We start from the raw sequence: 25,430 nt of genomic DNA on the forward strand, positions 1-25,430 counted from the left end.
CATCCTTATTTTGATTAACTTTTTTTGTATTTTACAACAAAAAAAATGCAGACATAGTGTCTGCATTAATTTGATCGATTTTTTTACTCTTTCTTTGAAAGAAGTTTAAGAATTTCAATGTAAAGCCAGCAGATAGTTACCAGCAGAGAGAATGCATTGTAGTATTCAAAGTGCTTTGGTAAGCCCTCGTCAACAGCAATCTGGATGTTCTCAAAATCAAGAATCAGGCTGAATGCTGCAACTGTGCAGACAATTAGTGAAACGATAATTGAAATTGGTCCTGTCTGTGGGATTAGGCTGCCTCCAAATAATGAGAATACAATCTGAATGATGTAAAGTACAAAAATACCAGTAACAGCACCAGTGATGATTGACTTGAATCTCTGGGTTGGAACAACAATCTTGTACTTCCATAAAAATAGCATTGTCATAACAACTACAAAAGTTGACATTACAGCAGTGGTTACGATGCCAGGGTACTGGAATTCAAATACACCTGATAGAGTTCCTAGTGCGCCACCCTCAAGAACAGCGTAGATTGGAGCTGTAATAGGAGCAACATTTGGTTTAAAAATGGTTATAAATGCAACGATCAGGGCTCCAAAAATTGAGCCGTACATGAGCAGTGATGAAATTCCCTGTCCACTGTATATCTGTGCTAAGGTATAGTTCATTGCCAGATAGCCAACAACCATGGTAAGTCCAACCAGCAGAATTGATTTTGTGGTTGTACCAGAAATGGTAGCACCTGCTTCTACACCTCCGAAGTTATAAACACCGGCAGCGTTTCTCATTGCAGAAATTGCTGGATTAGATGACTGCATTATATTCTCCTTAACTTAATGGTCATATTTTATATATGCGGATCTTTTTTGTGTTTTTAAAGTATGCATGTTTATTTTATTTTGAAATTATACAGAATTAAAGATTTCCCATTATACTTATAATCGATTTTTGTGAGTTAGAGTTACTAAGGAATATCTATGAGCAACTGGAAAGATATAATTGGTCCATTGAAAAAAACTGATGCCTTCATTCATGCTTATAATTATCAGAAACTGCAGCGTCAGAAAGGAATAAATGTTTTTCCTCCTCAGAAAGATCTGTTCAATGCTTTTAGCTATACCCCATTTTCAAAACTAAAGGTTGTCATTATTGGCCAGGATCCATATCACGAAAAAGGTCAGGCGATGGGACTGAGTTTTTCGGTTCCTGTTGGAACTCCTATTCCTCCAAGTCTAAGAAACATCTACAGGGAACTTCAGTCCGATATCCCTGGTTTTGAGATCCCTAATCACGGCAATCTAATTCCATGGGCAAGACAAGGTGTTCTGTTGCTAAATGCGGTGCTGAGCGTTGACGAGAATATGGCTGGATCTCATAGAGGTATCGGATGGGAGGAGTTTACAGATGATGTCATTATGACATTAAATGAGAAATGCGATAACCTGGTTTTTATCCTGTGGGGAGGATATGCTCAGAAAAAAGGCTCCAGGATTGATCCTTCAAAGCACCTGATTCTTACTGGCGCTCATCCTAGTCCTCTATCAGCTAACAGAGGAGGGTTCTTTGGTAATCATTACTTTTCAAGAACCAATCAGTATCTTCTATCAAAGTATATCTCTCCAATTGACTGGAGATTACCTCTTTTTCTGGATGGTTCAGAGGAACTTTGAGAACGGTTTTTTATTGAAATATTATAAAAGCTCAAACGATGATTTTTATAAAAACATTGTTTATATGCTTTATTATCATAGTAATTTATTGCCTTTTATTATCAGAGATCTTTAAATAGTTAAAATTATTAAAACGTTTTCGTGAAAATTTTACAGTATACTAAATTATCTTTTTTCTTTTTTTATCTCCGACAGTTAGCATTTGGTTGGTATTTGTAATCATCCCTTTCAATGTGATTTGTATATTTTTGTCAAAAAATATATAGACAAATTTTCTTTATAATCTGAATATTTTTATATAAATACAAAAATCAAAAAAGTGTCATTATCTCTGTAAATTAAAAAATAAATCTTATATTACAAATAGTTAATATAAAATTTATAAGCTAAGTTTAGACCAAAAAATTTTATGTGAAATTGAGAAAATCTTACTTTTATTTAAGTAAAATGTGACGAATGTCGCTAAATTGAGTTTTCGTTTTTGATAACATGATCACGCTATGTAGTTTAGATGGTTTCTTCCCCAAATTGAACCATCCAAGATGATAGCTTTCATAAAGGTGAATTGATGGATGAGTATCTAAAATGGTACTCATCCTTTTCTATTTTAATAGATTACGAATCTCTCTAACTATATTCTCAATACCCCTCTCTTTGATAAAGTTTCTGCAGTTTTTCTCGAATGCATCATAGTTATGGATAAGCTTGTCAAGTTTATCTTTAATATGCTTTGGGTTGTTCAGGTCGGTTACTGTCGCACATTCTCCAAGGTTATATTTTTCAACAATACCTTTGCAGGTTCCAGCCTGGTTATCTGCTATTTCAACATTGACAGATGGAAGTCCTGCCACAATTCTTTCTCTGAACATTCCACCGCAGGCTCCTATAGCTAGATCCATATTAGAGAATACCTGTGGGAGGTTGTCTGAATTTCTGATAAGTGTGATTTGACTGTTATTGGAAAGTATCTCTTTGATGTCATTATAATCAGGATTGGAAAGCCCACTGATGATCGTAAATACATATTTCTTATATAGTTCACCGTTAATGATAGCTTTTGCTACAAGTTTACATCCATGAACGGGATCTGCACCTCCGAAATTGACAAGAACTCTTGGGTGGGAGTAGGGATTTTGGGTTTTCTTAATTTCAAAGAAGTCTTTTTTTATAAAGTTGTATTTATAACCTAGGCACAGTCTGCAGTCAGGAGGTACTAGCTCCTTATATCTGGTTCTGCCTTCAGACTGATCTATCAGCAGATGACATTTATGGCGACGATTCTCAAGATCATCAATGACTACAACTTTTGCCTTTTCATAGATAGGACTCTCAAATTCTTCATCTAGAAAGTAATGATCAACTATGACAAGATCTGGATTAAGGGAAAGAACTGCACTAGACAGTCTGTCTTTATTGGTTACGATTATATCCTGATACTCTTTACACTGTGGTATAAGTTCTTCTGAAAGAGAATCTGCACAAAGATATAGATTGTAATCATTAAAATAAGGCAGTAAGCCTTTTACTCTCATAAGATGACCGGTTCCGATTTGGGAATCTGCCTTAAGAACGACCACAAGTTTTTTATTCATAATTCAGATCGTTAACTGCTTTTGCCATAGCACATGCCATTTTCCAGTCTTCAGGGGTATCTATATCAATAACCCGATATCTTGGCATGATAAAAGGTCTTGTTGTTTTTACAGAATTCTTTTCAATGGCTTCTTTTGAATAGAAATAAAAGAGTCCGCAATCCTGATAGCATTTCTGCAGATCCTGTGAGCGCCGAGGGGCGAATTCCGGCTCACGGTAATTGAGATAACCATTTTGGTCTATTATCTGTGCTCTTTGAATTGGGAAAGAAAACTCACATACAGACATGACACAGTCACATCTGTTGTTTGTAAAATCTTTGTAGGCATGTGCTAAATGCTCTGCTGTCAGTAATGGAGCTGTTGCATATATGCAGCAGATTGCTTCAATTTCAGGATCGATTGTCTGTATTTTTTTGAAAGCGTCTACGGTAACAGGGAATGTTCCCGTGAAATCATCTGCAAGAGACTTGTCTCTTATAAATGGAACCTTTGCTCCATACTTTTCTGAAATCTCTGCAATCTCGGGATCATCCGTAGATACAATTACATCTTTAAAAATACCGCTATTAAGGGCGGCCTGAATTGGATAAGAAATTAAAGGCCTTCCCAAGAAATCCTTTACATTCTTATGGGGAATCCTTTTTGAACCACCTCTGGCAGGAATACAGGCATAAATACTCATCTAAATCTTCTTCTCATCAATCAACCCCAACAGAGTGGCAGCACACATCTGCAGATCAAGTCTTTTTAATTTTGGATAAAGAGGAAGTGAAAGAGTTCTTTCAAAGAAATACTCTGCCCCTGGAAGCGTAGGGTAGTTCTTTATACTCTGATAGTATGGATGCTTATAGATAGGCAGATAATGAACCTGAACGCATATACCACGATGTCTTAATGTGTTGTATACATAATCACGTTTGCCAAAAGGAATACCTACCTGATAAAGATGCCAGGAGCTTATAGAGTTTTCGGTATCAGCAACCGGCAGGGTAAGATTTTTATCCGCTGAAAGTAATTCTTCCCAGTCCTTCGCAAACTCTCGCCTTCTGGCAAGAAAATCATCAACCTTTGATAGCTGAGATATTCCTAGTGCTGCATGGACATCAGACATACGATAGTTGAATCCTAGATACTGCATCTCATAATAATAGTTTGGTCTGCTTTGATCTGTCATATAAATTGAATCTCGTTCTATTCCGTGGCTGGAAAAGAGTCGCATTTTTCTGTACAGTTCTTCATTGTTGGTCAGACACATTCCACCTTCTGCGGTAGTGATGATTTTTACCGGATGAAAGCTGAAGACTGTTATATCAGAATAGAAGCAGTCTCCTATTTTATGTCCTTTATAAACAGCGCCAAGGGCATGAGCTGCATCCTCTATCAGATAGAATCCATATTTGAGTTTTAATGCGTATATTTTCTCAAGATCCACAGGCCTTCCTGAAAGATGGACTGCTACTACCACTTTAGGTAGGCGATTCTGCTTTTCTGCTTCTATAAGCATTTCTTCCAGATGATTAACATCAAGATTTCCGGTGTATTTATCTGTATCAATAAAATCCACCTCGGCTCCAAGATAACGGGCGCAGTTAGCTGAAGCAACAAAGCTAATGGCACTTACAAAGACACGGTCTGATGATTTTACCCCTAAGGCAAGCATTGCAATATGCAGGGCAGATGTACAGGAATTTACTGCAACAGCATAGCCTGCGTTAACATAGGCTGCGGTCTGTTCTTCAAAATCACTAACGGCCGGTCCACAGGTAAGATAAGGAGAGCGAAGAACACTATTTACGGCATCTATATCATCATCTTCAATTGTCTGAGTGCTGTAAGGGATCATTTTATCTAGACCTTCTTTAGAAATTCTCTAATCTGTTCTATATCCATGTAGTCAGGATTGGTGTGAGAATTGTATTCAAAATTTCTAATTACAGGCCATCCTTTTTCGCCTAACTCTGTAGTCAGGTATCTAAGTGGACCTGAATTTGAGAAGGTGACGATCGAAGGTCTGATGATAAAGAAATCATCAAACTCGATTACATGCTGAAAATCATCTCTGGCACACATCAGTTCATGAATTTTTTCTCCTGGTCTTACACCAATTTCCTTTTGCGGAATCTCAGGTGCAATTGCTGTAGCCAGATCTGTAATTCTGATGGATGGAATCTTTGGTACAAAGATTTCTCCTCCATGCATTCTTAAAAGACTGGTGAGAACGAACTCAACGCCCTGTTCCAGAGAAATCCAGAACCTAGTCATTTCCATATCTGTAATAGGAATAAATTCTGCATTTTGTTCTTTTAGTTTTCTGAAGAAAGGAACAACACTGCCTCTAGAACCAGAAACATTTCCGTAACGTACAACTGCAAATCTGGTTTTACCTTCTCCTACAAGATTGTTAGCTGCAGTGAAAAGCTTATCTGAACAGAGCTTTGTGGCTCCGTAAAGATTAATTGGATTGGCAGCTTTATCAGTGGAAAGCGCTATAACCTTTTGAATGCTGTTTGTCATAGCAGCTTCAATTACGTTGTTGGCTCCGTTGATATTGGTTTTTATGCATTCCATTGGATTGTATTCTGCAGCTGGTACCTGTTTTAGAGCTGCAGCGTGAATAACGATATCAACGCCTTTCATTGCCAGCTTTAATCTCTCGAGGTCTCTGACATCGCCGATAAAGAAACGGAGTTTCTGTGAGTATTCTGAAAGGCGTTGGGACATTTCATACTGTTTTAGTTCATCGCGAGAATAGATTATAACTTTCTTCACGCTGTAGTCTTTAATGACCTTATCAACGAACTTATTACCAAAGGAACCTGTACCGCCGGTAATTAAAATAGTTTTGTTTTTTAAGAATTCTTCCAATTCCTTATTATATTTCATTTAAACGTATTTCCTTTAGTTTGCAGCGGCAATTCCGTATTTCTTCATTTTCTCAACTAGAGTTGTTCTTCTTAATCCAAGGACCTCTGATGCTTTTGCAACAACACCGTTGCTCTGACTTAATGCCTGTTTGATCATACTGATTTCAATGCTTGCAACCATATCTTTAAGATTGATTCCTTCTGGAGACAGCGTAGGCATGAAGGCCTGAGCCATATCTCTTTCGCCTTCAATTACAGGTAAAGGAGGCAGATCAATTGGTCTGTTGTCATTATCTTCAAAGAATCCTTCTTCCTGAAGCTCGTCTCCCTGAAGAGGAACAGAGAAGTTATCCAAAAGGGCCATTCTCTCCTCATAAGGATCGTCCTCAAGTTTTCCTCCTCTATAGGTTAAAGGCAGATCTGGAACATCTACGATTTCATTGGGGTGAAGGATCAATAGTCTTTCAACTATATTTGACAGTTCTCTGACATTTCCTGGCCAAGGACATGACATCAGCTGAAGCATTGCTCTCTGCGTAAATCGTACCGTTGCTTTTTGAATTTTGCTGTGACGATTAACCAATTCCTGAACTAAAAGCGGAATATCGTCAGTACGCTCTCGTAGAGGAGGTGTTTCAATAGGGAACACATTGAGTCTGTAGAACAGGTCCTGGCGGAAAGTTTTTTCTGCAACCATCTTCTCAAGATTCTGATGTGTTGCTGCAATGATTCTTACATTAGATTTGATGGGCTTGTTGGAGCCGACTCTTTCAAACTGTCTTTCCTGAAGAACTCTCAGCAGTTTTACCTGCATCTGAAACGGCATATCTCCTATTTCATCAAGAAATATGGTCCCTCCTTCAGCAAGCTCGAATCTTCCCTCATGGGCGCTGATTGCTCCTGTAAATGCGCCTTTCTCATGGCCGAACAGTTCTGATTCAAGCAGTTCGGCAGGAATAGCTCCGCAGTTTACTGGCACAAAAGCTTTGTCTTTTCTGTCTGAAAGCTCGTGAATTGCTCTTGCTACGACCTCTTTTCCTGTTCCTGATTCTCCTAAAATAAGAACAGAAGTGTCTTTTGGGGCAACCTGTTCAATCAGTCTTCTAACATTTGTAATCGCTTTTCCCTGACCCACCAGCATTTTAATCAGGGCTGTTGCTCCATCACCTGATTTGCTTGACAGTCTTCTCATTGAGCGGAATGACTGACAGTAGTGGAGCAGAGATACTATTTCGTCGTAGTTAGGATCATTGCTGATCTTCCCCATGAAATTTGTCTGCTCTTTGAGTTCATCCTGTGTATTCTCTGAACAAAGCAGAAATGCAGTATTTGGATGATCTCCAATGAATTCCTCGTAATTAAAGTTATCTATATCTCCAAGAATGCAGATGTCAATGTTTGCATCTTCTGCATTGAAGTAAGAAATGCAGTCTTCTACGTCACCACTCTGACAGGACAGGCCTAAAAAGGAGAAAATAGTTTCGAGTGATTCTCGCTTGTGAATATCCTTCTCAAGAATTAGGAGATTTCCTGAAAATTGCATGTATCACCTTCATTGATCTGTAAATTTCATTCCCAATAAACTAAACAGATATATAACACTGGATAAGAATGTTATGAAATCTGACTGTACTGATTAGAAATTTATATTGACTAAAAATGCATCCATTCAGAAGCTGATGTTGATTTTTTGACTGTCTGAATGAATATCACAACCTAATAATGTATTTTTTTGACTTATTATTAATAATACATCTGTACGGAAAATTGACAAATTTTTGACATATTTTAGATTGTATAAATGTGATTAATGTCGTTAAAAAATGGAGTAAAAATTTTATTTTTTCGTCTGAATCAAAAAAAATTCTTTATTTTTCATAGAGTATCACGAAATAAAAATTTTTCAAAAAAAGAAAAAATATTATTTAAAAAAGATTAATTATTGATGCCTGAATCGTCAAAAAAACGTTTTTTTAAAGTCCGTTTTCCAAGTAAATTTCATTTCTTTTTCTAATTGGCATAAACATTGCTGTTCTCAAAAAAAAGATTATAGACAGCAATGGTGTAGTTATGACTGATTTTTCATCCGCTAATACGAAAACCGATCTTGATATAGGATTGGTCGGTGATCATCGTAACTTGTCCAAGATAAAAAAACTTGGATTAGGAGATAAGAAGGCTCAGGCTCTGGCTCTTAAGGCCGCAGCAGAGCAGTTCCAGTCATTGCTTAATCAGTACTGGGTTGATGCTATGCGTAAATCCAACGATACACTGAATCCTGATTCACCTCTGCACTCTAAATATTCCGGTTTTTTTGAGGATATGCTTGCTCAGCAGAATGTTTCTGCTATGACTTCAAATGCAGGTGTCAACAAGAATTCCATCACTTATCTTCTGACCAAACAGTTTGCCAAGTCATTAGGCGACGAAGGCAAGGAACTGATGGCGGAGCTTGATAAGCTTTCTGTATCTGGTCGTGGTGGCCATATTAAAGGCTCATCTGTTCCTAAACTTACTAATTTCATTTCTTCACATGTGGATGGAGAAGCAAGCATTTCCAAGCTGAGAAAACTCTATGCAGGTCTGCCTGATCCGGAAACCATGAAGAATTTTGAATCTCATGAGGATTTCGTAGAAAAAATGATGCCTTATGCAATTAAAGCTGTTGAAGGCTTAGGCTTTAATCCTCTGGTTCTTGTGGCTCAGGCAGCTCTGGAAACAGGCTGGGGAAAACATGTTTCTTCCGGAAACAATTACTACGGTATCAAGGCAAATTCTTCCTGGAAAGGTGATAGCGAAAAACTGACATCTCCTGAGTTTAGAAATGGAAAAATGGTCAATGAAGTAAGTGCTTTTAGAAAATATTCTGACGTTCTTGAGAGTATGAAAGATTACATTTCGTTTATTAAAGAGAATCCAAGATATAAAGATGCTGTAGATAAAAGTTATTCGCCAGATGAATATTTCGAGGAAATTCAAAAGGCTGGGTACGCAACAGATCCAAACTATGCGGAAAAACTTAAGACAATTTCAAGAAAAATTGCATTTATGGCATACAAATAGCATGTAAGTTTATAGAGGATAGGATGTAGGCAATTATTGCCACTTTAGAGGATTATTATAATGGGTAGTACTGATCTGATTATCACCGGAAAATATGGTGTGCTTAACCAGCAGAAGTTATTGAATGCTACCTCAAATAACATCAATAACGTAAATACTGTTGGTTTTATCCGTAAAGAAACTCAGACATATACTTCCTGCGTTGACTGGGGAGTAGGAGCTACTTATACCCGTCGTATTTATGATCAGTATGTGCAGCGTCAGATGTACTCTGACTGCAGTGATTTCAACTACTTTAAGGCTTACGGAGAAGGTCTGGATACAACCGACAGGCTACTGTCAGATGAGAATATGTCCGTAGCAAACTCCATGTCTGATTTCTTTGATGAGATGTCTACAGCAGCAAGTCTTCCTACTTCAACTGCAAATCGTCAGGCTGCAATGGCAAAACTGGAAACCGTAGTTAATCGTTTTCATACAGCAAACGAGAGTATGTTTGACTCATTGGATGACGTTAACAACAGAATTCATGACAATGTTACCGAGATTAATTCTCTGACACGTTCGATTGCTAACATTAATTACGAAATCCGTTCCATGGCTTTGTCGGATAATCATGTTAATAATGAAATCTATCTGCAGATGCTAGATGAAAGAGATCGCCTGACAGGTGAACTCTCAAAGCTTATGAGTGTTAAGGTTGTTGAGCAGGATGATGGTACTTATGAGATTTACATGAGTACTGGTATGCTACTTGCCAACGGTGATTCCTATGGCTGTCTTACTGATGAGAGAGATAAGTTTGACTCTACAAAACGTCATATTTATTTAAGCTACGAGAATACAGAAGATGCCAGCCGTAATATAGCATCTGTTCAGCTTACCATTGATTCTATCGGAGGATCTCTTGGAGGCTATCTGAATGCCTCTAAGGAACTGAGAGACACCATGCGTGAGCTTGGAAAACTCGCTGTTTCCTTTGCTGATGCAATCAATGAACAGAATAAGGCTGGTTTTACACTTGAAGACAAGGCAGGTCAGGATCTGTTAAAAATTGAACATGTTCAGGGCGTAAGCTCAAGTACTTCTGTTGGCGTAACCTGTAATTTCATTGAAGGTAAAGGCGAGAATGTTCAGGCTTATGATTTTGAGATAATATTTGTTCAGGGGGCAACAAAACCTGCTGTTTACCTCAGAGGTCAAGATGATAAAAGAACTGATATTTCTGACGTAGCTGTTATAGATGGTTCAACACTAACCTTTAAAAAGGATGGACAAGCTGACGGTGAGGATTTATATGGAGTTGTTTTTGATTTTGGAGAAGATGTTTCAAATTTGCCTCCAACCGGAGAGGCAAGAACAGTCTTTTATGTTCAGCCAACAATTCTTTCGGCAAGCACTCTTTCAACTTTAATCAATAAACCAGAGGATTTTGCGTTTGCATCTGCTGTAAGAACCAGAACTGGTGATGATAATTACGGAAATGCTGTAATTTCTCTTACTTCCTGCACTGCAACAGGTACAGATTATGGTGTAGTAGTTGATCAAACAACACAGAAGCCTGTTTTTAATCCAGTCGTTTCTGCTCCTAACATGATTGTTATAGATGATTCCGGTAATTATGTTGTCTATAACAAGGACGACCCAACTACTATTCTAGGAACAGCTCCATCATCATGTAAAGGTGTTAATGTATTTGCAAATACTACTTGGACTACACCTCATATCGATGGCTATCCTGGATATGAAGTATCTATTGCCGGAACAGTAAAACAGAACGATAAATTTTATGTGGAATTAAATGAAGGTGGTCAGGCTGACAACTCAAACGCTAATGCTTTAACTGCTTTAAGAAGTGAGAAGTTAACTAGAACAACAGGTTCTGAACAGGTTACAACTTTAAATGAAGGTTATGCTAACTTATTAGCCAAGATTGGTTCAGCATCAAATTCTGCAAAGACCAATACAGAGGCGGCAGAGGCTAAATACGAGCAGACTGTAAAGATGTTTGAGTCTAATTCAGGTGTAAACCTTGATGAAGAAGCCACCAATTTACTGATGTTTCAACAGTCTTATCAGGCATGTGCAAAGATTATTGAAGCATCTCAAACTATATTTAATGCACTGATAGCTGCATTCTAGAGGAGGTATCTGTATGAGAATTTCAACAACAATGCAGTATACCAATAGTCTTGGTTACATCAAGAATTCTAATTCCAAGGTTGACGAGCAGGCTACTAAATATAATTCTGGTCTTAAATTTCAGTCTGCAGGTGAAGACCCTTCAGGAATGGCTTCTAAGGTTAAGTATGAAGGTGCAATCGCGGCTTATAAGCAGTACATAGAGGCCGGTGGAATTGCAAATAACAGTCTTTCTGAAGAGGAAACCGCGTTATCGTCAATGTGGGACACTTTATCAAGTGTGCATACCAGATTGCAGCAGTGTGTAAATGGCTCTAATGACAGATCTAGCTTAAAGGCTCTTTCAGCCGAAATTGCTCAGTTAAGAGATCATCTATTTGATCTGATGAATACACAGAATACAGAGGGAGAGTATATCTTTACTGGAGCTCAAAGTGATATTGAAACCTATACCTTGACCTCAACTGGTAAGTATGAGTGTCAGGCTGATGGCTCTACTCGTGGTGTAGTTGTGTCTCCTAGTGTGAATGTTCAGGTTTCTGATTCCGGTCTGGATATTTTCGAGAACTGTAAGACCGCCTACACTGTAAAAGTTGATGAAACTCCATCAATAGCCGCTTTTGAACGTTGTGAAATAAAATCATATGGAACTTTCAATAAAGTTTTTGAAGATAACTATGATCCTTCCGCAACATATAATCCACTGGATCCTGATAATTCCAAGAATAAACTTACAATCGAACTGGATGGTAAAGGTAATTTTAAATTATTAGGAGCTGACGGAGCAGAAATAGAATCTGGTGTAGTAGATACTACAACAAGTATCAATAAGATTTCAGTAAGAGGCATGGAGTTTACAATTTCCGATGCAAATGCTAATGGAAAAATTTATATTGAACTTGAAAAACCTAAGACAGAGAACATGCTCAATATTCTAACTGATATCGTTGCAACTATAGATGACGAATCAGTATCTAATGTAGACAAGATTGCTGCAATTACAAAGTGTCAGGTGGATGTTGAGATTGCCTTATCCCACTATGACTCATATCGTGGACAGATAGGCGCAAGACAGAACGCTATCACAAATATTTTAAATGCGAATGAATCTCTATCTGCAATCAAGGTTGAATCCAAAGCAAATGTTTCTGAGGTTGATGCTTTTGAAGCTGCTTCTGAACTTATAAGAGCCCAGAATCAGCTGACAGTTTCAAGACAGATTTACAGTATGTTAAATAAACAATCCCTATTTGATTTTATATAAAAGTAAAAGAGAGATGAGGTGAGAAAATGATCAATTTAAATAATGTTTCAAATGTTGTAAATAACATTCACTCTAATCTTCAGACAAGCAACAGAATTGGCGAAAAGTCAACAGAAGCAGTTGCTCGAAATGAATCTTCAACTGTGGTTAATCTGCAGTCAAATTTAAACAGAATGAGTGACAAGAATAATATTGTTGTAAATTCAGCAAATGCTAAGAATATTGCTGCAGACATTGCTTCACTGTTGAGTAAGTCAGATGGTAAGGTTCAGGCAAATATAAGCCCATTTGATGCAGCAAGTTTATTGTCTTAAATTACTAAAATAGTATCGGTCCCCTCTCTCTATCCTCTAAACCGATACTATTTTTTTTTATTTTTTTAACGAAAAAATCAATTGGTTATAAAAAAGTTTAGATTTTTTTATAAATTATCGTTTTTTTTTCTAAAGTTCCTAATGAAAATGTCCGTTAAATTATACAAATGGGAGAGTAATTGTGCTTTTTCATCAGGAGAGAATTTACTCCTCAAAATAGAGGGGGGATAGAAAATGAGCGATATTAGTATTAAAGATGCCATATCCTCGTTATTCGGTGTGTCAAAGACTTCATTTAGGAACGTTGATGACGCCGTTAACAATGAGGAAGAAAAGAAAGTTTTCATGGGTGAAGATAGCAAAGAGACCAAAGAAAAGTTTGGTCAGGTATCTTCATTACAAGATGATAAGAAATCTTCAGAGAGTCTAAGCGAACGCAGTAAAGACAAAGTTGAAGAAGATAAAAAGATTTCCAAAGCTCTGCAGGAGCGAAATGAGAAAATGGCTCAGGAGCGTATGTATGCGCTGAACCAGCAGAATATTGGTTTGTCTTTCTCATTTGATGATTCTGATAATACCTTGGTTAAGGTTACTGACTTGAACACAAAGAAACTTGTGCGTCAGATTCCTTCAGAGGAATTCTTGGAGTTTGCAGAAAAGTTAGATAAGATGATAGAGGACAATCAGAGCTCCCTGTCTCTGGATAAGGATGAGATCAAAGGTCTGCTTTTGGACGATAAGGTTTAGTTCGTTCTTATCCTCTCTCTCCTGTAATAGAACCGCTATAATATGGCGGTTTTATTTTTGGCTATAATTTAAAAAAAAGGCTTAAAGAAAATCGTATTTGGCCGATAACTAATTATAAATACAATGCTTTAAGATTATATAAATAAAATGCAGGAGTTAAATTATGTACGGACGTAATTTAAAAGCCTATAAGAAAACTAATATAGAGGCTGAATTAGCGGTTGCAGATCCTCACAGAATTATTCAGATGCTTTATGAAGGACTTCTGGAAAGATTGTCTCAGGCAAAGGGCGCAATTTTAAGAAACGATTTCTCTTATAAGGCAGACAGAATAGCAAAGGCTCAGGGTATTATTTATGGTCTGGAGAATTCTCTAGACAGAAATGCAGATCCCGCCTTGTACGATAGAATGCTGGCTTTATATGAGTACATGAGAGACCGTCTGACCACAGCTGCTTTGTCACTGGAAATTGGACCTATTGATGAATGCATAAATCTGCTACTCCCAATTAAACAGGCTTGGGATAAGATTCCGAACGATGTAAAAGAAAAGGTTAATGAAAAGTTAGTAAACAAATAATAGTTTTATAATACAGCAGAGTATAAATTAAATAAAAGGCCAAAACTTCCGAAATAAGGGAGCTTTGGCCCAATTTTTTGTATCTTAGTCTGGATGCAGTTCATACGAGTAGAAACGAAAAAGGACCTGAATGGTCAGGTCCTTCTTATCAGTGAATACTGACTATTAGATAGTCTGAACAGACATGGTGTTGGTGATTCCTGATGGAACTAATGCACCGTTAACCATGATAATCTTATCACCAGCCTTGGCTAAACCTAGCTCAACAGCTAATTCCTTACCTAACTTGAAGAACTCGTCTGTTGACTTGATTCTTTCAACAATCTTAGGTAGAACGCCACGAGTTAAGCATAACTGACGAGCTGCCTTGTAGTTAGGGGTTAATGCAAGAATAACTGCATTAGGGTTGAACTTGCGGATTGCGCGAGCTGAATTACCGTGCTCGGTTGCAACAACTATAACAGGGGCATTTAAGCTCTCGGAAGCTTCAACTGCAGCTAAACAAGCTGAATCAGTTACGGTTGGAGCAGCTTCTACATAACGATAAACTTCGTCTGCGTACTCTTCACAGTAAGAGTCAGTTCTTTCACAGATGGTGTTCATGGTTCTAACTGCTTCACGTGGATACTTACCCTTAGCAGATTCACCTGATAACATAACTGCATCAGTGCCGTCTAAAATAGCATTGGTTACGTCACCTGCTTCTGCACGGGTAGGGCGTGGATTCTTAATCATAGAATCTAACATCTGAGTTGCAGTGATTACTGGCTTACCAACTTCGTTACAACGCTTGATAATGTGCTTCTGGGCAAAGATAACTTCCTGAGCAGGAATTTCAACACCCATGTCACCACGAGCAACCATGATGCCATCAGCAGTTGCAAGAATATCTTCAAAGTTATCTAAGCCTTCCTGATTCTCGATTTTGCAGATGATCTTGATTTCGTTACCACCGTTAGCATCTAGGAAGTTTCTGATGTCTAGAACGTCTTCCTTGGTTCTGGTGAATGAAGCTGCGATGAAGTCAACATCTCTCTTGATACCGAATAACAGGTCACCCTTATCTTTTTCTGATAAGAATGGCATTGAAATATGGGTATTTGGTAGGTTTACACCTTTGTGCTCGCCTAGCATACCGTTATTCTGTACTTCACACTCAACATCTTTGCCGTTAATTGCAGTAACAGTTAAACCGATTAGACCATCATCTAAAAGAACAGTTGAACCAACCTTTAAGTCCTTTGCTAGGTCAGGGTAGGTTACACCAACTTTAGTCTTGTTACCTACGAAAGAAGCATCTGAAGTTAGGGTAATCTTATCGCCAGTAGATAACTCTACATCTTCACCGTTTTCTAAGTCACAGGTTCTTATCTCAGGTCCCTTGGTATCTAGAAGAACAGCAAATACTTTACCAGTCTCTTCCATGATAGCATTGATGTTGGTAATACGACCACCGTGCTCCTCAAAGTCACCGTGAGAGAAGTTCAGACGCATTACGTTCATGCCTGAATTTAATAAGGTTTCCATTACTTCGCGTTTCTCGGACTTTGGTCCGATAGTGCATACCATTTTAGTTTTTTTCATTTTTTAGGCTCCCAAGCGGAGTTAACAAGATTAATTCAAAATTAGTTGAACTGTTTCTAAAAAAATCATTTACGAATTTAGAAACTTCCTCTTTCAAAAAGAATATTAAGATCTTTTTCTATTGAGGCTGTAATGTATGGACAGTTCTGATGCCCTACAAATTCACTTACCAAGAGCTTTGAAATATTTCATAAGCTATCTGGTGTTCTTATATAACAAATCATTGCAGAATAACTCTGTCATTTATTGACATATTTTCTGCTGAAATCCATATGATATGTCATATACGCTTATAACTTTATTGTTATGTTTTTTAAAGACGTATTTATTCATGTATTCGTTTACAAGAAGCCTAGTATAAATACCATTGTCTTCAAAAATTTTAGCTGAATTATAACAGAATTAAAAATTATGGAAAGAGAAAAAACTGTGATTGACATCACATAAGACTACAAAGTGAAAGTTAATAAAATCAATCAGTTGATTTTTATTAAAAACTATTAAAAATCAACGGATAAGAATGAATATTTTCTGTAAATTTACTTAATTAACCTCCTTAATAAAGTAAAAGGATTTCATATGTATAATGTTAGTTTTGTTTTCAGATAAAAAAAAACCGAGCTTTAAGCTCGGTTTTTTTACTGCTAATTCATTCTTTTTTAGAAGAATTTTACATACATTAACAGCTGTAAGCCTAATGAAATAAAGGTTACAGCGGCTGCTGAACCGTATGCAATGTACCATGTTAACTTAGAGTGAATTCCAAAGTCATGGCTTGAGTGGTGCATTCTGTGTAAAGCATAGAAGCTTAGTAGGAATACAACACCGAAAACAACAAGGCTTAGGAACCAGTTAGAGAAAATGCTTGCTACCTGTCCTAGGTTTAATACGCCATGCTGTAAATCATCAGAGGTTAAGCCTGCAGCGATCAAAACAACAACAATTGCAGGTAATACAATTGAGGCTACCATACCGCCAGCACCGAACATTAACCAGTACATTGGTTCATCAGAACGAGTTGGAAGAAATTGACGCATTTGTAATTCTCCTTATACGGTTAAAAATGCTACGCCAAGGATTACAACAGTAGCACCAGCTAGAGCTGCATACAGACCTGCTGTAATAATCCATCTAGGTAGTAGTTCGGTTGAATTCTTGTTCATAAATACACGAACAGCTGATGGCATCAGAGCAAACCAGGTAATTGCATGGTATAACTGAGATACTAGTACAACTACGTTTAAGGCAATAATAACAGGATTGCCAAGGAAGCTCTGTAAGTACCATGCATATGGAGCAATTCCAGATAAGGTTGGAATTGGACCAATGTCGCATAGAGCCAACATAAAGATACCGAAAACAATCTCTAAAACAGCAAATAAAGCTAAGACTGCAGTACCTTCACGAATCATGTATTTTGTGTAGAATGAATTTTCTAACCACCAGGTCATTTTCTTGACTGGAGGATTATATGGTTTGCGGAATGACTTAACTTCGCTCATTTTAATGCTCCGGTTTGATCATGTTAAATACGTAGTCAGTTGCACTCATCTTCTTTCCTAGCTGAATTGCTGAAGATGGATCAACATGCTTAGGACAAACTTCTGAGCAGTAACCAACGAATGTACAGCTCCATGCACCTTCCTCTGAATTTAGGAATGGAGCACGTAACTTAGCACCAGCATCTCTGTTATCGGTATTGTAACGATATAACAATGTTAATGCTGCAGGACCGATAAACTTAGGATTTAGCTTGTACTGTGGGCAAGCTGCATAACAGCAACCGCAGTTAATACACTGAGCAAACTGTAAGTAAGCTTCCATCTGCATAGGAGTCTGCTTGAAGTTCTTGTTCAGAGGCATATTTGCATTCTTAGCATCTGGAATGATGTAAGGCTTGATGCGCTCGATCTTCTCAATCAGATCAGATAGATCTACAACAAGATCTCTTTCAATTGGGAAGTTGGCAAGAGGCTCAATCTTCATATCTTTGCCTTCGTAGTCACGAAGGAAAGTCTTACATGCTAGATGAGGAACACCATTTACCATCATACCGCATGATCCGCAAACAGCCATACGACAGGACCAACGGAAGGATAAACTTGGTTCAAAGTTATCTTTGATGTAGAAAAGAGCTTCTAGAACTGAAGTATCCTTGTGGTAAGGAACATCAAAAGTCTGCTCCCAAGGCTCTTTATCCTGTTCTGGACGATAACGTAGAACAGTTACTTTCATAGTCTTCTGAGTAGCTTCCATTATTTAGCCTCCTGTGCTGCTTTTCTAGCTTTTTCTGCTGCTTCTGCCTCTGCACCATATACACGCTTAGCAGGCTGGAAGGTTGTAATCTTAACATCGCTGTAATCGATGCGTGGTTCATCAGCACCGTCAGTTGACTTGAATGCTAATGAGTGCTTTAAGAAGTTTACATCATCACGCTGCTTGTATGCTCCGTTTGGACCATCTAAACGCTGATGTGAACCGCGAGATTCCTTACGGTTAATAGCAGAATGAACCATACACTGAGCTACATCTAAGGTATAGCCCAACTCGATTAAGTTCATCCATTCGGTGTTGAATACACGACCGCGATCTGTCAGACCAACGTTAACGATACGCTTCTGCAGATTCTTCAGCACATCAATAGTCTTCTGCATTGATTCTTCTTCACGATAGATACCAACACCTTCTTCCATTGACTGACCCATTTCGTGGCGGATCTTTGACATTGACTCGGTACCCTTAACATCGAACAGACTTAATGCTTTCTTCTCAGCAGCCTCAGCCTGACGGGTTAGTTCAGCAGAATCGAAGTCCTTAACGTTGTGAGCTCTTTCAACCATTGCATCACCACCGATCTTACCGAATACGATGGTTTCAACTAGTGAGTTAGAACCTAGACGGTTTGCACCGTGAATGCCAACTGAAGCACACTCACCGCCAGCATATAGACCAGGCATGCGAGTTGCGGTATTTCCGTCTGTCTCAATACCACCCATGGTGTAGTGAACAACAGGACGAACTGGAACAGGAGCCTTAACAGGATCAACACCAGAGTAAGTCATTGCAAGTTCGCAGATTAGAGGTAGACGCTCATGTAAGTACTTCTCACCTAAGTGAGTTAAATCCAGATGAACAGCTTCACCTAATGGATATTTGATGGTACGTCCTTTCTTTGACTCGTTCCAAAATGCCTGAGACAGACGATCACGTGGTCCTAATTCCATGTACTTGTTCTGAGGTTTGCCAACAGGAGTCTCTGGGCCTAGACCGTAATCCTGAAGGTAACGGTATCCATCCTTATTATATAGAACACCACCTTCACCACGGCAGCCTTCAGTCATCAGCAGTCCGCAACCTAGAAGACCGGTTGGATGATACTGAACGAATTCCATATCACGTAGTGGTACACCGTGACGATAAGCTAAAGCCATACCATCACCGGTAACAATACCGCCGTTTGTATTGAACAGATAGCAACGACCTGCACCGCCGGTTGCCAGGAATACTGCCTTGGCATTGATCTGGCGGAATACACCATTCTGAAGGTCATAGCAGACTACACCACGGCACTCGCCATCTTCCTCTAGAAGGTCTAGAACAAAGTGCTCATCGAAACGGTGGATAGAAGGGAACTGTACAGAAGTCTGGTACAGTGTGTGTAACATGTGGAAACCTGATTTATCAGCAGCAAACCAGGTACGTGGAACTTTCATTCCACCGAAACGGCGAACGTTTACGTCACCATCTGGTTTACGGCTCCAAGGGCAGCCCCAGTGTTCTAGCTGGTATAATTCCTGAGGTGCCTGACGAACAAACTTCTCAACTACGTCCTGTTCGCATAACCAGTCACCGCCAGCAACGGTATCTTCGAAGTGTTTCTGATAAGAATCGTCGTCACGAACTACACCTGCAGCACCACCCTCAGCAGCAACAGTGTGTGAACGCATTGGGTAAACTTTGGAAATGAGTGCAACTTTCAGTTTAGGATCAGCCTGAGCAACTGCAATAGCAGCACGAAGACCAGTTCCACCAGCACCCACGATCGCAACATCGGCTTGATATTTTTCCACGTGAATCTCCTAATTACCTATTGGATAATCTGTCAAAAGCGACATTTACCAAGGTTAGCAAGCAAAAAAAACAGCATGATTATAACTGTAAATTAAAGTTTATTTTAATTTAAAATGTCTGTTTTTGTTAATATCTTGAAATATAAAATAAAAAATAATCTACAATTTTAGACAGTTGTCTAAATTCCACGGTATATCACAAATGTGACACATTATGATCCAATGATTTTACACAATCATTGAACGTCCCATTTTTACAGGAAAATTCTCCTGTAAATCCTTTGCAACATTTCCTCCATTTTCTGGCCAGAGAGTAATAACCGTACTGCCGTACTTGAAATATCCGATTTCATCGCCTCTTGAATATCGAATATCATCACTCTCGTAGTTTCTGATATCTAATCCTACCTTTCGATCTATTGTTCCCGACCAAGAGGTGTGAATTGAGCCTACCAGTGCTGCACCAACCATTACTACACACAGTATTCCCAGTGAAGTTTCAAAAAAACATACAAGTCTCTCATTAGCTGTGTATAAATCTGGCATATTTGATATATTTTTCTTTCCAACTGGAAACAATTTTCCTGGAATATGAATTGTTTTTATGAGTTTTCCGTCGATTGGCATATGAATTCTGTGGTAATTTGCTGGTGACAAATAAATACAAGCAAATTTGCCATTTTCATATATCTTTGTATCCTGCTCACTTCCTCCGATCAGGGCTTTAAGTGAGTAATCCAGACCTTTTGCCTGAATCAGTCTACCTGCTTTGATTGTTCCTGCCTGACCTATTGTTCCATCAGTAGGACATACGGCGATACATTCTTTATCTATAGGTCTTAATTCGGGCTTTAGTTTTCTGATAAAAAAATCATTAAAAGTTTTGTATGAGGTTATATCTGTATCTGCAACCTCATCTAAGTTAATGTTAAAGGTTTTTATAAAGTTTTTTATTAGAAACTGAGTGAACTTACCCATTGGAACATCTGTTAGTTTAGCTGACAGCGATGTTAATGTTGTGAACGGAGTAAGTGTTTCAACTGTTTTTAATAAAAAAGACGTAAATGTCATATTTATCCTCTTCAAATCTGCGGGGCAGATCTCTTAAAGTTTAGTAGATATTTGAGTAAGCGTTAGATTTTACCAAAAAAACAAAAGTACAAAGACAGTGTTTTTAATTAAATTGGGGGTAACATCAAATTTTGTGATAGTGAAACAGTACTGTAACAGTACCTTTAATCAATGACTAAAAAAAATTATAAAAATATGTTGACATATTAGGAAAATAATCTATAATGTGACGCGTTGGATGCGGGAATAGCTCAGTTGGTAGAGCATAACCTTGCCATGGTTAGGGTCGCGAGTTCGAACCTCGTTTCCCGCTCCAAACTAACAAATGGATTTGCTTAGGCAAATCTTTTTTTTTGCCTCTATAGTTCGAGGCTCCTATATTTCTCTTTTCTGTTATTTCTTTTATTTCTGTGGAAAATAGATTATTCGTTTTCCTCTTTCGTCTGCGTGGCAGTGCACAAATTTGTACTTTAAATATCTCTTTGCCAAAATAAGGTTGTAAAATCCGTTTTTTCTATGACTTTCGTGCTGACCTTCAATAAGGTATAATCTCAGTTATTTAGAAACTAGTTTTAGCTAATCAAATTGATCAATTTTTAAAAGATAAAAAAATGTTTGTCACTTCTATTGTTACCAAGATTATTGGTAGTTCAAATCAAAGAACAGTTAAAAAGCTATCTAAGATTGTTAAGGTAATTAACTCTCTTGAACCACAGTATGCAGATATTAAAGATGAAGACTTCAAGGAATTAACCGACAAGTTTAAATCCCGTATTAAGAATGGAGAGACTTATGAGGCTCTTTTACCAGAAGTATTTGCTGTTGCAAGAGAAGCCGCAAAAAGATCTTTAGGCTTAAGACCTTTTGATGTCCAGCTGATGGGTGGTATTGTTCTGAATGCCAACCGTATCGCTGAAATGAAAACTGGTGAAGGTAAAACTCTTACAGCTCTTCTGCCATGTTATCTGAATGCACTTTCCGGAGAAGGTGTTCATGTTGTTACTGTTAACGACTATCTTGCTAAGCGTGACAGTGACTGGTCAAGACCTTTCTATACTTTATTAGGTATGACAGTTGGTGTAAATGTCCCTGGAATGTCTCCAGAGGAGAAAAGAGCAGCTTATGCCTGTGACGTAACTTACGGCACCAATAATGAGTTTGGCTTTGATTATCTTCGTGACAATATGGCATATTCAAACTCACAAAAGGTTCAGAGAAAACTTAATTATGCTCTTGTTGACGAGGTTGATTCTGTTCTTATTGATGAGGCAAGAACTCCTCTGATTATTTCTGGTGCAGCTGAAAATTCTGCTCAGGCCTATATGGCTGTAGACAGACTTATTCCTGGGCTTATCTATCAGGAAAAGGAAGACACTGAGACCTATACCGGTGACGGTGACTACACTCTTGATTTAAAGAGCAAGCAGGCTTTTTTAACCGAGCGAGGACAGATCAAGATTGAAGAGCGTCTAATTGATGCTGGACTTCTTCCAAAGGGAGATAAGCTGTTCAGTTCTGAGCATATTTCCCTACTACATCACGTTATGGCAGCATTAAAGGCTCATACCTTATTTAAGAAGGATGTAGATTATGTTGTTGAAAACGGTGAGGTTCTGATTATTGATGAACATACCGGAAGAAAAATGGAAGGTCGCCGTTGGTCAGATGGACTTCATCAGGCTGTAGAGGCCAAAGAAAAGGTTGAAGTGCATGCAGAGAATCAGACTCTTGCATCAATAACCTTCCAGAATTATTTCCGTATGTACAAGAAACTGGCCGGTATGACCGGTACTGCTGATACCGAAGCATACGAATTCCAGCAGATTTACGGGTTACAGACTATCGTCCTTCCAACCAACAGACCAATGATCCGTAAGGACATGGCTGATCTTATCTATCTGACAGAAGATCAGAAATATGCTGCTATTGTAGAAGATATCAAGAAAACTATCGAAACTGGAAGACCTGTTCTGGTTGGTACCATTTCTATTGAAAACTCTGAAAAATTATCACGTCTACTAACCAAGCTTGGAATTAAGCATCAGGTTCTTAATGCTAAGTTCCATGAAATGGAAGCTCATATTGTTGCTCAGGCTGGTCGTCCTGGTACAGTCACAATTGCTACCAACATGGCTGGTCGTGGTACTGATATTATTTTAGGTGGCAACCTGCAGTCTGATATTCTTGCATTAGGCGATAATCCAAGTGAAGAACAGATTGAACAGGTAAAGAAAGATTGGCAGGAACGTCATGATGCTGTTCTTAAGGCCGGTGGATTACATATTATTGGTTCTGAAAGACACGAATCTCGACGTATTGATAACCAGTTAAGAGGTCGTGCTGGTCGACAGGGAGATCCTGGCTCATCAAGATTCTATCTGTCTATGGATGATAATCTGATGAAGCTTTTCGGTTCTGAGAAGTTAAAGGCATTTATGCACAGAATGGGAATGAATGATGGCCAACCTCTAGAACATAAGTTCATTACACGTGCCATTGAGTCTGCCCAGAGAAAAGTTGAGACAAGAAACTTTGATATCCGTAAGAGTCTGCTTGAGTATGACGATGTTGCCAATGAGCAGCGAAAGGTTATTTATGAGGAGAGAAATGCTGTACTGGATGGTGAAGATATCTCTGAAACCATTCATACCATTTTTGAGGATGTTATAGATAACGTTATATCAAAATACATCGAACCAAATTCTCTTCTTGAGAACTGGGATCTTGATGGACTGAAGAAAGAGCTATTAGGAGCCTATATGATTGATGCTCCTGTTGATCAGTGGCTCAAGGATGATGAGAAACTGGTTGAATCAGATATTCGCCAGAGAATTATCGATATTGCACACAAGCAGTATGCCGCCAAATGTGAACTGATTGGTCCTGATAATCAGCATCAACTAGAACGTCAGATTATGTTGCAGTGTATAGATACTTTGTGGAAAGAACATCTATCCGCAATGGATTACATGCGTCAGGGTATTGGTCTTCAGGGGTATGCTCAGAAGAATCCTAAGTACGAATATAAGATTCAGTCATTCAATCTTTTCACTAAGATGCTTGAGAATCTTAAGATTCAGGTGGTTTCCTTCCTATCTAGAGTTCAGGTTCGTTTAAAGTCTCCTGAAGAAGCTGCTGCCGAGAGAGTTCAGCTTGAGGCAGCTCAGGAAGAGCAGAGAATGAGAGAGGAAGCTAAACAATATGCAAACATGCATATTGGAAGAAATGATCCTTGCCCATGTGGTTCTGGTAAAAAATATAAAGTCTGCCATGGTAGATTTGTTTAGCATTTTAAGAATCGCTTAAAAAACGTATTCTAAGACCTTATCCTGTTTTGTGACTGAAAATGGATAAGGTCTTTTTTGTTTGTTTTTCAAGTTTTTTTAATAAAAATTTTTATAAATTGCTTGACTGAAATACTGCTATATGGTTTAATAACCGCCGTTGCCCAGATAGCTCAGTCGGTAGAGCAGGGGATTGAAAATCCCCGTGTCGGCGGTTCGATTCCGTCTCTGGGCACCATCTAAAAATATACTTCTTTTTGCCCAGATAGCTCAGTCGGTAGAGCAGGGGATTGAAAATCCCCGTGTCGGCGGTTCGATTCCGTCTCTGGGCACCATTCTTTTGAAAAAAAATCGCACTTAAAAAACTAAGAAAAAAAACGAATTTGCCTTGTTGATTTTGTATAAAAGAACTGACACTTTTTTGAGTTCTGTCATTACTAAATCCTTATACAACAATGAGTAAACAAAATTTCTTTGTATTTTGGGATGTTAAAAAATATCTCAATTATTGTTATTACATTAAGCAATATTTTTAATATAATATGCGCGTCTTTCAAGAATGCTTATAAATACCAATTTGCCAATTTAATTGGTATTTGTTTTTATGATTCTTCTTAGAAAAGAATTGTCGGAATACGATATAACCTCTGAACAGAAAAGTTTTGATTAGTTGTTTTTTTGTCTTGAGGTTAACTAGTTTGTTCAAAACTGTTCGTAGATTTATCCGATGATTTGGGCAGGACTTGCCCTGTTTGTTTGCGGTAAGTTTTAATTGACATATTTGCAGACATGAACCAAACGAAGTGTTTTCACTTCTGGAAATCTCTCTCTTGAGGGAGGTTGGATGTCACTAAAATAATAAAGCATGGATTATAATGAAAAAACAAATTCAATTATCTGCTAGTGCTGAGAGCGCTTTAAAGAAGTTAGGCAGAAGCATCAAAACTGCTCGTATTAGAAGAGGTATCACAGCAACTTCTATGGCTGAGCTTATGGAAACAACCCGTGTAACCTTAGGTTCAATTGAAGATGGTCTTCCATCTGTTTCTATGGGTCATTATATTAAAGCCTTATCTGTTTTAGGACTTGATCTTCGTTTAACAAATATTTTGCTAGAAGAAACAGCAAGAGTCTAATTAGTTTCTGTGTCCCGATTTTTTTTTGTCGGGACACATC

The 25,430-nt window shown here is 38.2% G+C and carries 21 protein-coding genes and 3 tRNA genes; 12 read left to right on the forward strand and 12 right to left on the reverse strand.

All coding sequences use genetic code 11. From position 1 onward, the window contains the following. Nucleotides 1-83 precede the first annotated feature (83 nt). Nucleotides 84-824, reverse strand: a complete 741-nt coding sequence (locus QZU45_RS01955) for a Bax inhibitor-1/YccA family protein (RefSeq protein ID WP_074839935.1) — start codon at nucleotides 822-824, stop codon at nucleotides 84-86. A 159-nt stretch (nucleotides 825-983) separates the two neighbouring features. On the opposite strand from QZU45_RS01955, the gene ung reads away from it, so the two are divergent. Beyond that, nucleotides 984-1,676, forward strand: a complete 693-nt coding sequence (gene ung, locus QZU45_RS01960) for a uracil-DNA glycosylase (RefSeq protein WP_295350952.1) — start codon at nucleotides 984-986, stop codon at nucleotides 1,674-1,676. A gap of 602 nt (nucleotides 1,677-2,278) precedes the next feature. Here the strand turns inward: ung and pseG are convergent. From pseG to QZU45_RS01985, 5 genes are read right to left on the reverse strand one after another with little or no spacing between them, the layout of a single operon-like run. Further along, nucleotides 2,279-3,268 (reverse strand): UDP-2,4-diacetamido-2,4,6-trideoxy-beta-L-altropyranose hydrolase, encoded by a 990-nt coding sequence (gene pseG / locus QZU45_RS01965; RefSeq protein WP_295350955.1) that lies wholly within the window; start codon nucleotides 3,266-3,268, stop codon nucleotides 2,279-2,281. After that, entirely contained in the window at nucleotides 3,261-3,953 is a 693-nt protein-coding gene (pseF, locus tag QZU45_RS01970; RefSeq protein ID WP_295350958.1) for a pseudaminic acid cytidylyltransferase, read from the reverse strand. The genes pseG and pseF overlap by 8 nt, the downstream gene beginning before the upstream one ends. Further along, nucleotides 3,954-5,114, reverse strand: a complete 1,161-nt coding sequence (gene pseC, locus QZU45_RS01975) for a UDP-4-amino-4,6-dideoxy-N-acetyl-beta-L-altrosamine transaminase (RefSeq protein WP_295350961.1) — start codon at nucleotides 5,112-5,114, stop codon at nucleotides 3,954-3,956. A 5-nt stretch (nucleotides 5,115-5,119) separates the two neighbouring features. Then, on the reverse strand, nucleotides 5,120-6,154 hold the full coding sequence (pseB, locus tag QZU45_RS01980) for a UDP-N-acetylglucosamine 4,6-dehydratase (inverting) (RefSeq protein WP_295350964.1): 1,035 nt from the start codon (nucleotides 6,152-6,154) through the stop codon (nucleotides 5,120-5,122). 15 nt (nucleotides 6,155-6,169) lie between these two features. Next, nucleotides 6,170-7,678, reverse strand: coding sequence for a sigma-54 dependent transcriptional regulator (locus tag QZU45_RS01985; RefSeq protein WP_295350967.1), 1,509 nt, complete (start codon nucleotides 7,676-7,678; stop codon nucleotides 6,170-6,172). Nucleotides 7,679-8,205: 527 nt separating this feature from the next. Between QZU45_RS01985 and QZU45_RS01990 the strand changes: the two genes are divergently transcribed. The 6 genes from QZU45_RS01990 (at nucleotide 8,206) to fliS (ending at nucleotide 14,245) form a co-directional block, all read left to right on the forward strand. Continuing rightward, complete coding sequence (locus QZU45_RS01990; protein ID WP_295350970.1) at nucleotides 8,206-9,198, forward strand: glucosaminidase domain-containing protein; 993 nt, start codon at nucleotides 8,206-8,208, stop codon at nucleotides 9,196-9,198. A 60-nt stretch (nucleotides 9,199-9,258) separates the two neighbouring features. Next, complete coding sequence (gene flgK / locus QZU45_RS01995) at nucleotides 9,259-11,340, forward strand: flagellar hook-associated protein FlgK (protein WP_295350973.1); 2,082 nt, start codon at nucleotides 9,259-9,261, stop codon at nucleotides 11,338-11,340. A gap of 13 nt (nucleotides 11,341-11,353) precedes the next feature. Then, nucleotides 11,354-12,604, forward strand: coding sequence for a flagellar hook-associated protein FlgL (gene flgL, locus QZU45_RS02000; protein ID WP_295350976.1), 1,251 nt, complete (start codon nucleotides 11,354-11,356; stop codon nucleotides 12,602-12,604). Nucleotides 12,605-12,630: 26 nt separating this feature from the next. Then, entirely contained in the window at nucleotides 12,631-12,918 is a 288-nt protein-coding gene (locus tag QZU45_RS02005) for a hypothetical protein (RefSeq protein ID WP_295350979.1), read from the forward strand. 234 nt (nucleotides 12,919-13,152) lie between these two features. Continuing rightward, complete coding sequence (locus tag QZU45_RS02010) at nucleotides 13,153-13,665, forward strand: flagellar protein FlaG (RefSeq protein WP_295350981.1); 513 nt, start codon at nucleotides 13,153-13,155, stop codon at nucleotides 13,663-13,665. A 163-nt stretch (nucleotides 13,666-13,828) separates the two neighbouring features. Beyond that, entirely contained in the window at nucleotides 13,829-14,245 is a 417-nt protein-coding gene (gene fliS / locus QZU45_RS02015) for a flagellar export chaperone FliS (RefSeq protein WP_295350984.1), read from the forward strand. 165 nt (nucleotides 14,246-14,410) lie between these two features. On the opposite strand, the gene pykF is transcribed toward fliS, so the two are convergent. The 6 genes from pykF to asd form a co-directional block, all read right to left on the reverse strand. Then, nucleotides 14,411-15,829 (reverse strand): pyruvate kinase PykF, encoded by a 1,419-nt coding sequence (gene pykF / locus QZU45_RS02020; protein WP_294997899.1) that lies wholly within the window; start codon nucleotides 15,827-15,829, stop codon nucleotides 14,411-14,413. Between the two features lie 659 nt (nucleotides 15,830-16,488). After that, the gene (frdD, locus tag QZU45_RS02025) at nucleotides 16,489-16,866 is read right to left on the reverse strand and encodes a fumarate reductase subunit FrdD (RefSeq protein WP_295350987.1); all 378 of its coding nucleotides are present in this window, start codon (nucleotides 16,864-16,866) and stop codon (nucleotides 16,489-16,491) included. Nucleotides 16,867-16,878: 12 nt separating this feature from the next. Continuing rightward, nucleotides 16,879-17,331: a fumarate reductase subunit C gene (locus tag QZU45_RS02030; RefSeq protein WP_294997898.1), complete on the reverse strand. Its 453-nt coding sequence runs from the start codon at nucleotides 17,329-17,331 to the stop codon at nucleotides 16,879-16,881. Between the two features lies 1 nt (nucleotide 17,332). Further along, the gene (locus tag QZU45_RS02035; RefSeq protein WP_202108243.1) at nucleotides 17,333-18,085 is read right to left on the reverse strand and encodes a succinate dehydrogenase/fumarate reductase iron-sulfur subunit; all 753 of its coding nucleotides are present in this window, start codon (nucleotides 18,083-18,085) and stop codon (nucleotides 17,333-17,335) included. After that, complete coding sequence (gene frdA, locus QZU45_RS02040) at nucleotides 18,085-19,899, reverse strand: fumarate reductase (quinol) flavoprotein subunit (protein ID WP_294997897.1); 1,815 nt, start codon at nucleotides 19,897-19,899, stop codon at nucleotides 18,085-18,087. The genes QZU45_RS02035 and frdA overlap by 1 nt, the downstream gene beginning before the upstream one ends. Before the next feature lie 228 nt (nucleotides 19,900-20,127). Then, a complete protein-coding gene (asd, locus tag QZU45_RS02045; protein WP_294997896.1) occupies nucleotides 20,128-20,970 on the reverse strand; it encodes an archaetidylserine decarboxylase in 843 nt (280 codons plus the stop codon). A gap of 240 nt (nucleotides 20,971-21,210) precedes the next feature. Between asd and QZU45_RS02050 the strand changes: the two genes are divergently transcribed. From QZU45_RS02050 to QZU45_RS02070, 5 genes are all read left to right on the forward strand, one after another. Then, nucleotides 21,211-21,286 (forward strand) — tRNA-Gly (locus QZU45_RS02050). A 295-nt stretch (nucleotides 21,287-21,581) separates the two neighbouring features. Next, complete coding sequence (secA, locus tag QZU45_RS02055; protein WP_295350992.1) at nucleotides 21,582-24,257, forward strand: preprotein translocase subunit SecA; 2,676 nt, start codon at nucleotides 21,582-21,584, stop codon at nucleotides 24,255-24,257. Nucleotides 24,258-24,416: 159 nt separating this feature from the next. Next, nucleotides 24,417-24,492, forward strand: a tRNA-Phe gene (locus tag QZU45_RS02060). Nucleotides 24,493-24,513: 21 nt separating this feature from the next. Further along, a tRNA-Phe gene (locus QZU45_RS02065) sits at nucleotides 24,514-24,589 on the forward strand. 540 nt (nucleotides 24,590-25,129) lie between these two features. Then, the gene (locus QZU45_RS02070) at nucleotides 25,130-25,390 is read left to right on the forward strand and encodes a helix-turn-helix transcriptional regulator (RefSeq protein ID WP_074839894.1); all 261 of its coding nucleotides are present in this window, start codon (nucleotides 25,130-25,132) and stop codon (nucleotides 25,388-25,390) included. The last annotated feature ends 40 nt before the right edge of the window (nucleotides 25,391-25,430 follow it).

This window comes from uncultured Succinivibrio sp., assembly GCF_902756765.1.
GTDB lineage: Bacteria > Pseudomonadota > Gammaproteobacteria > Enterobacterales > Succinivibrionaceae > Succinivibrio.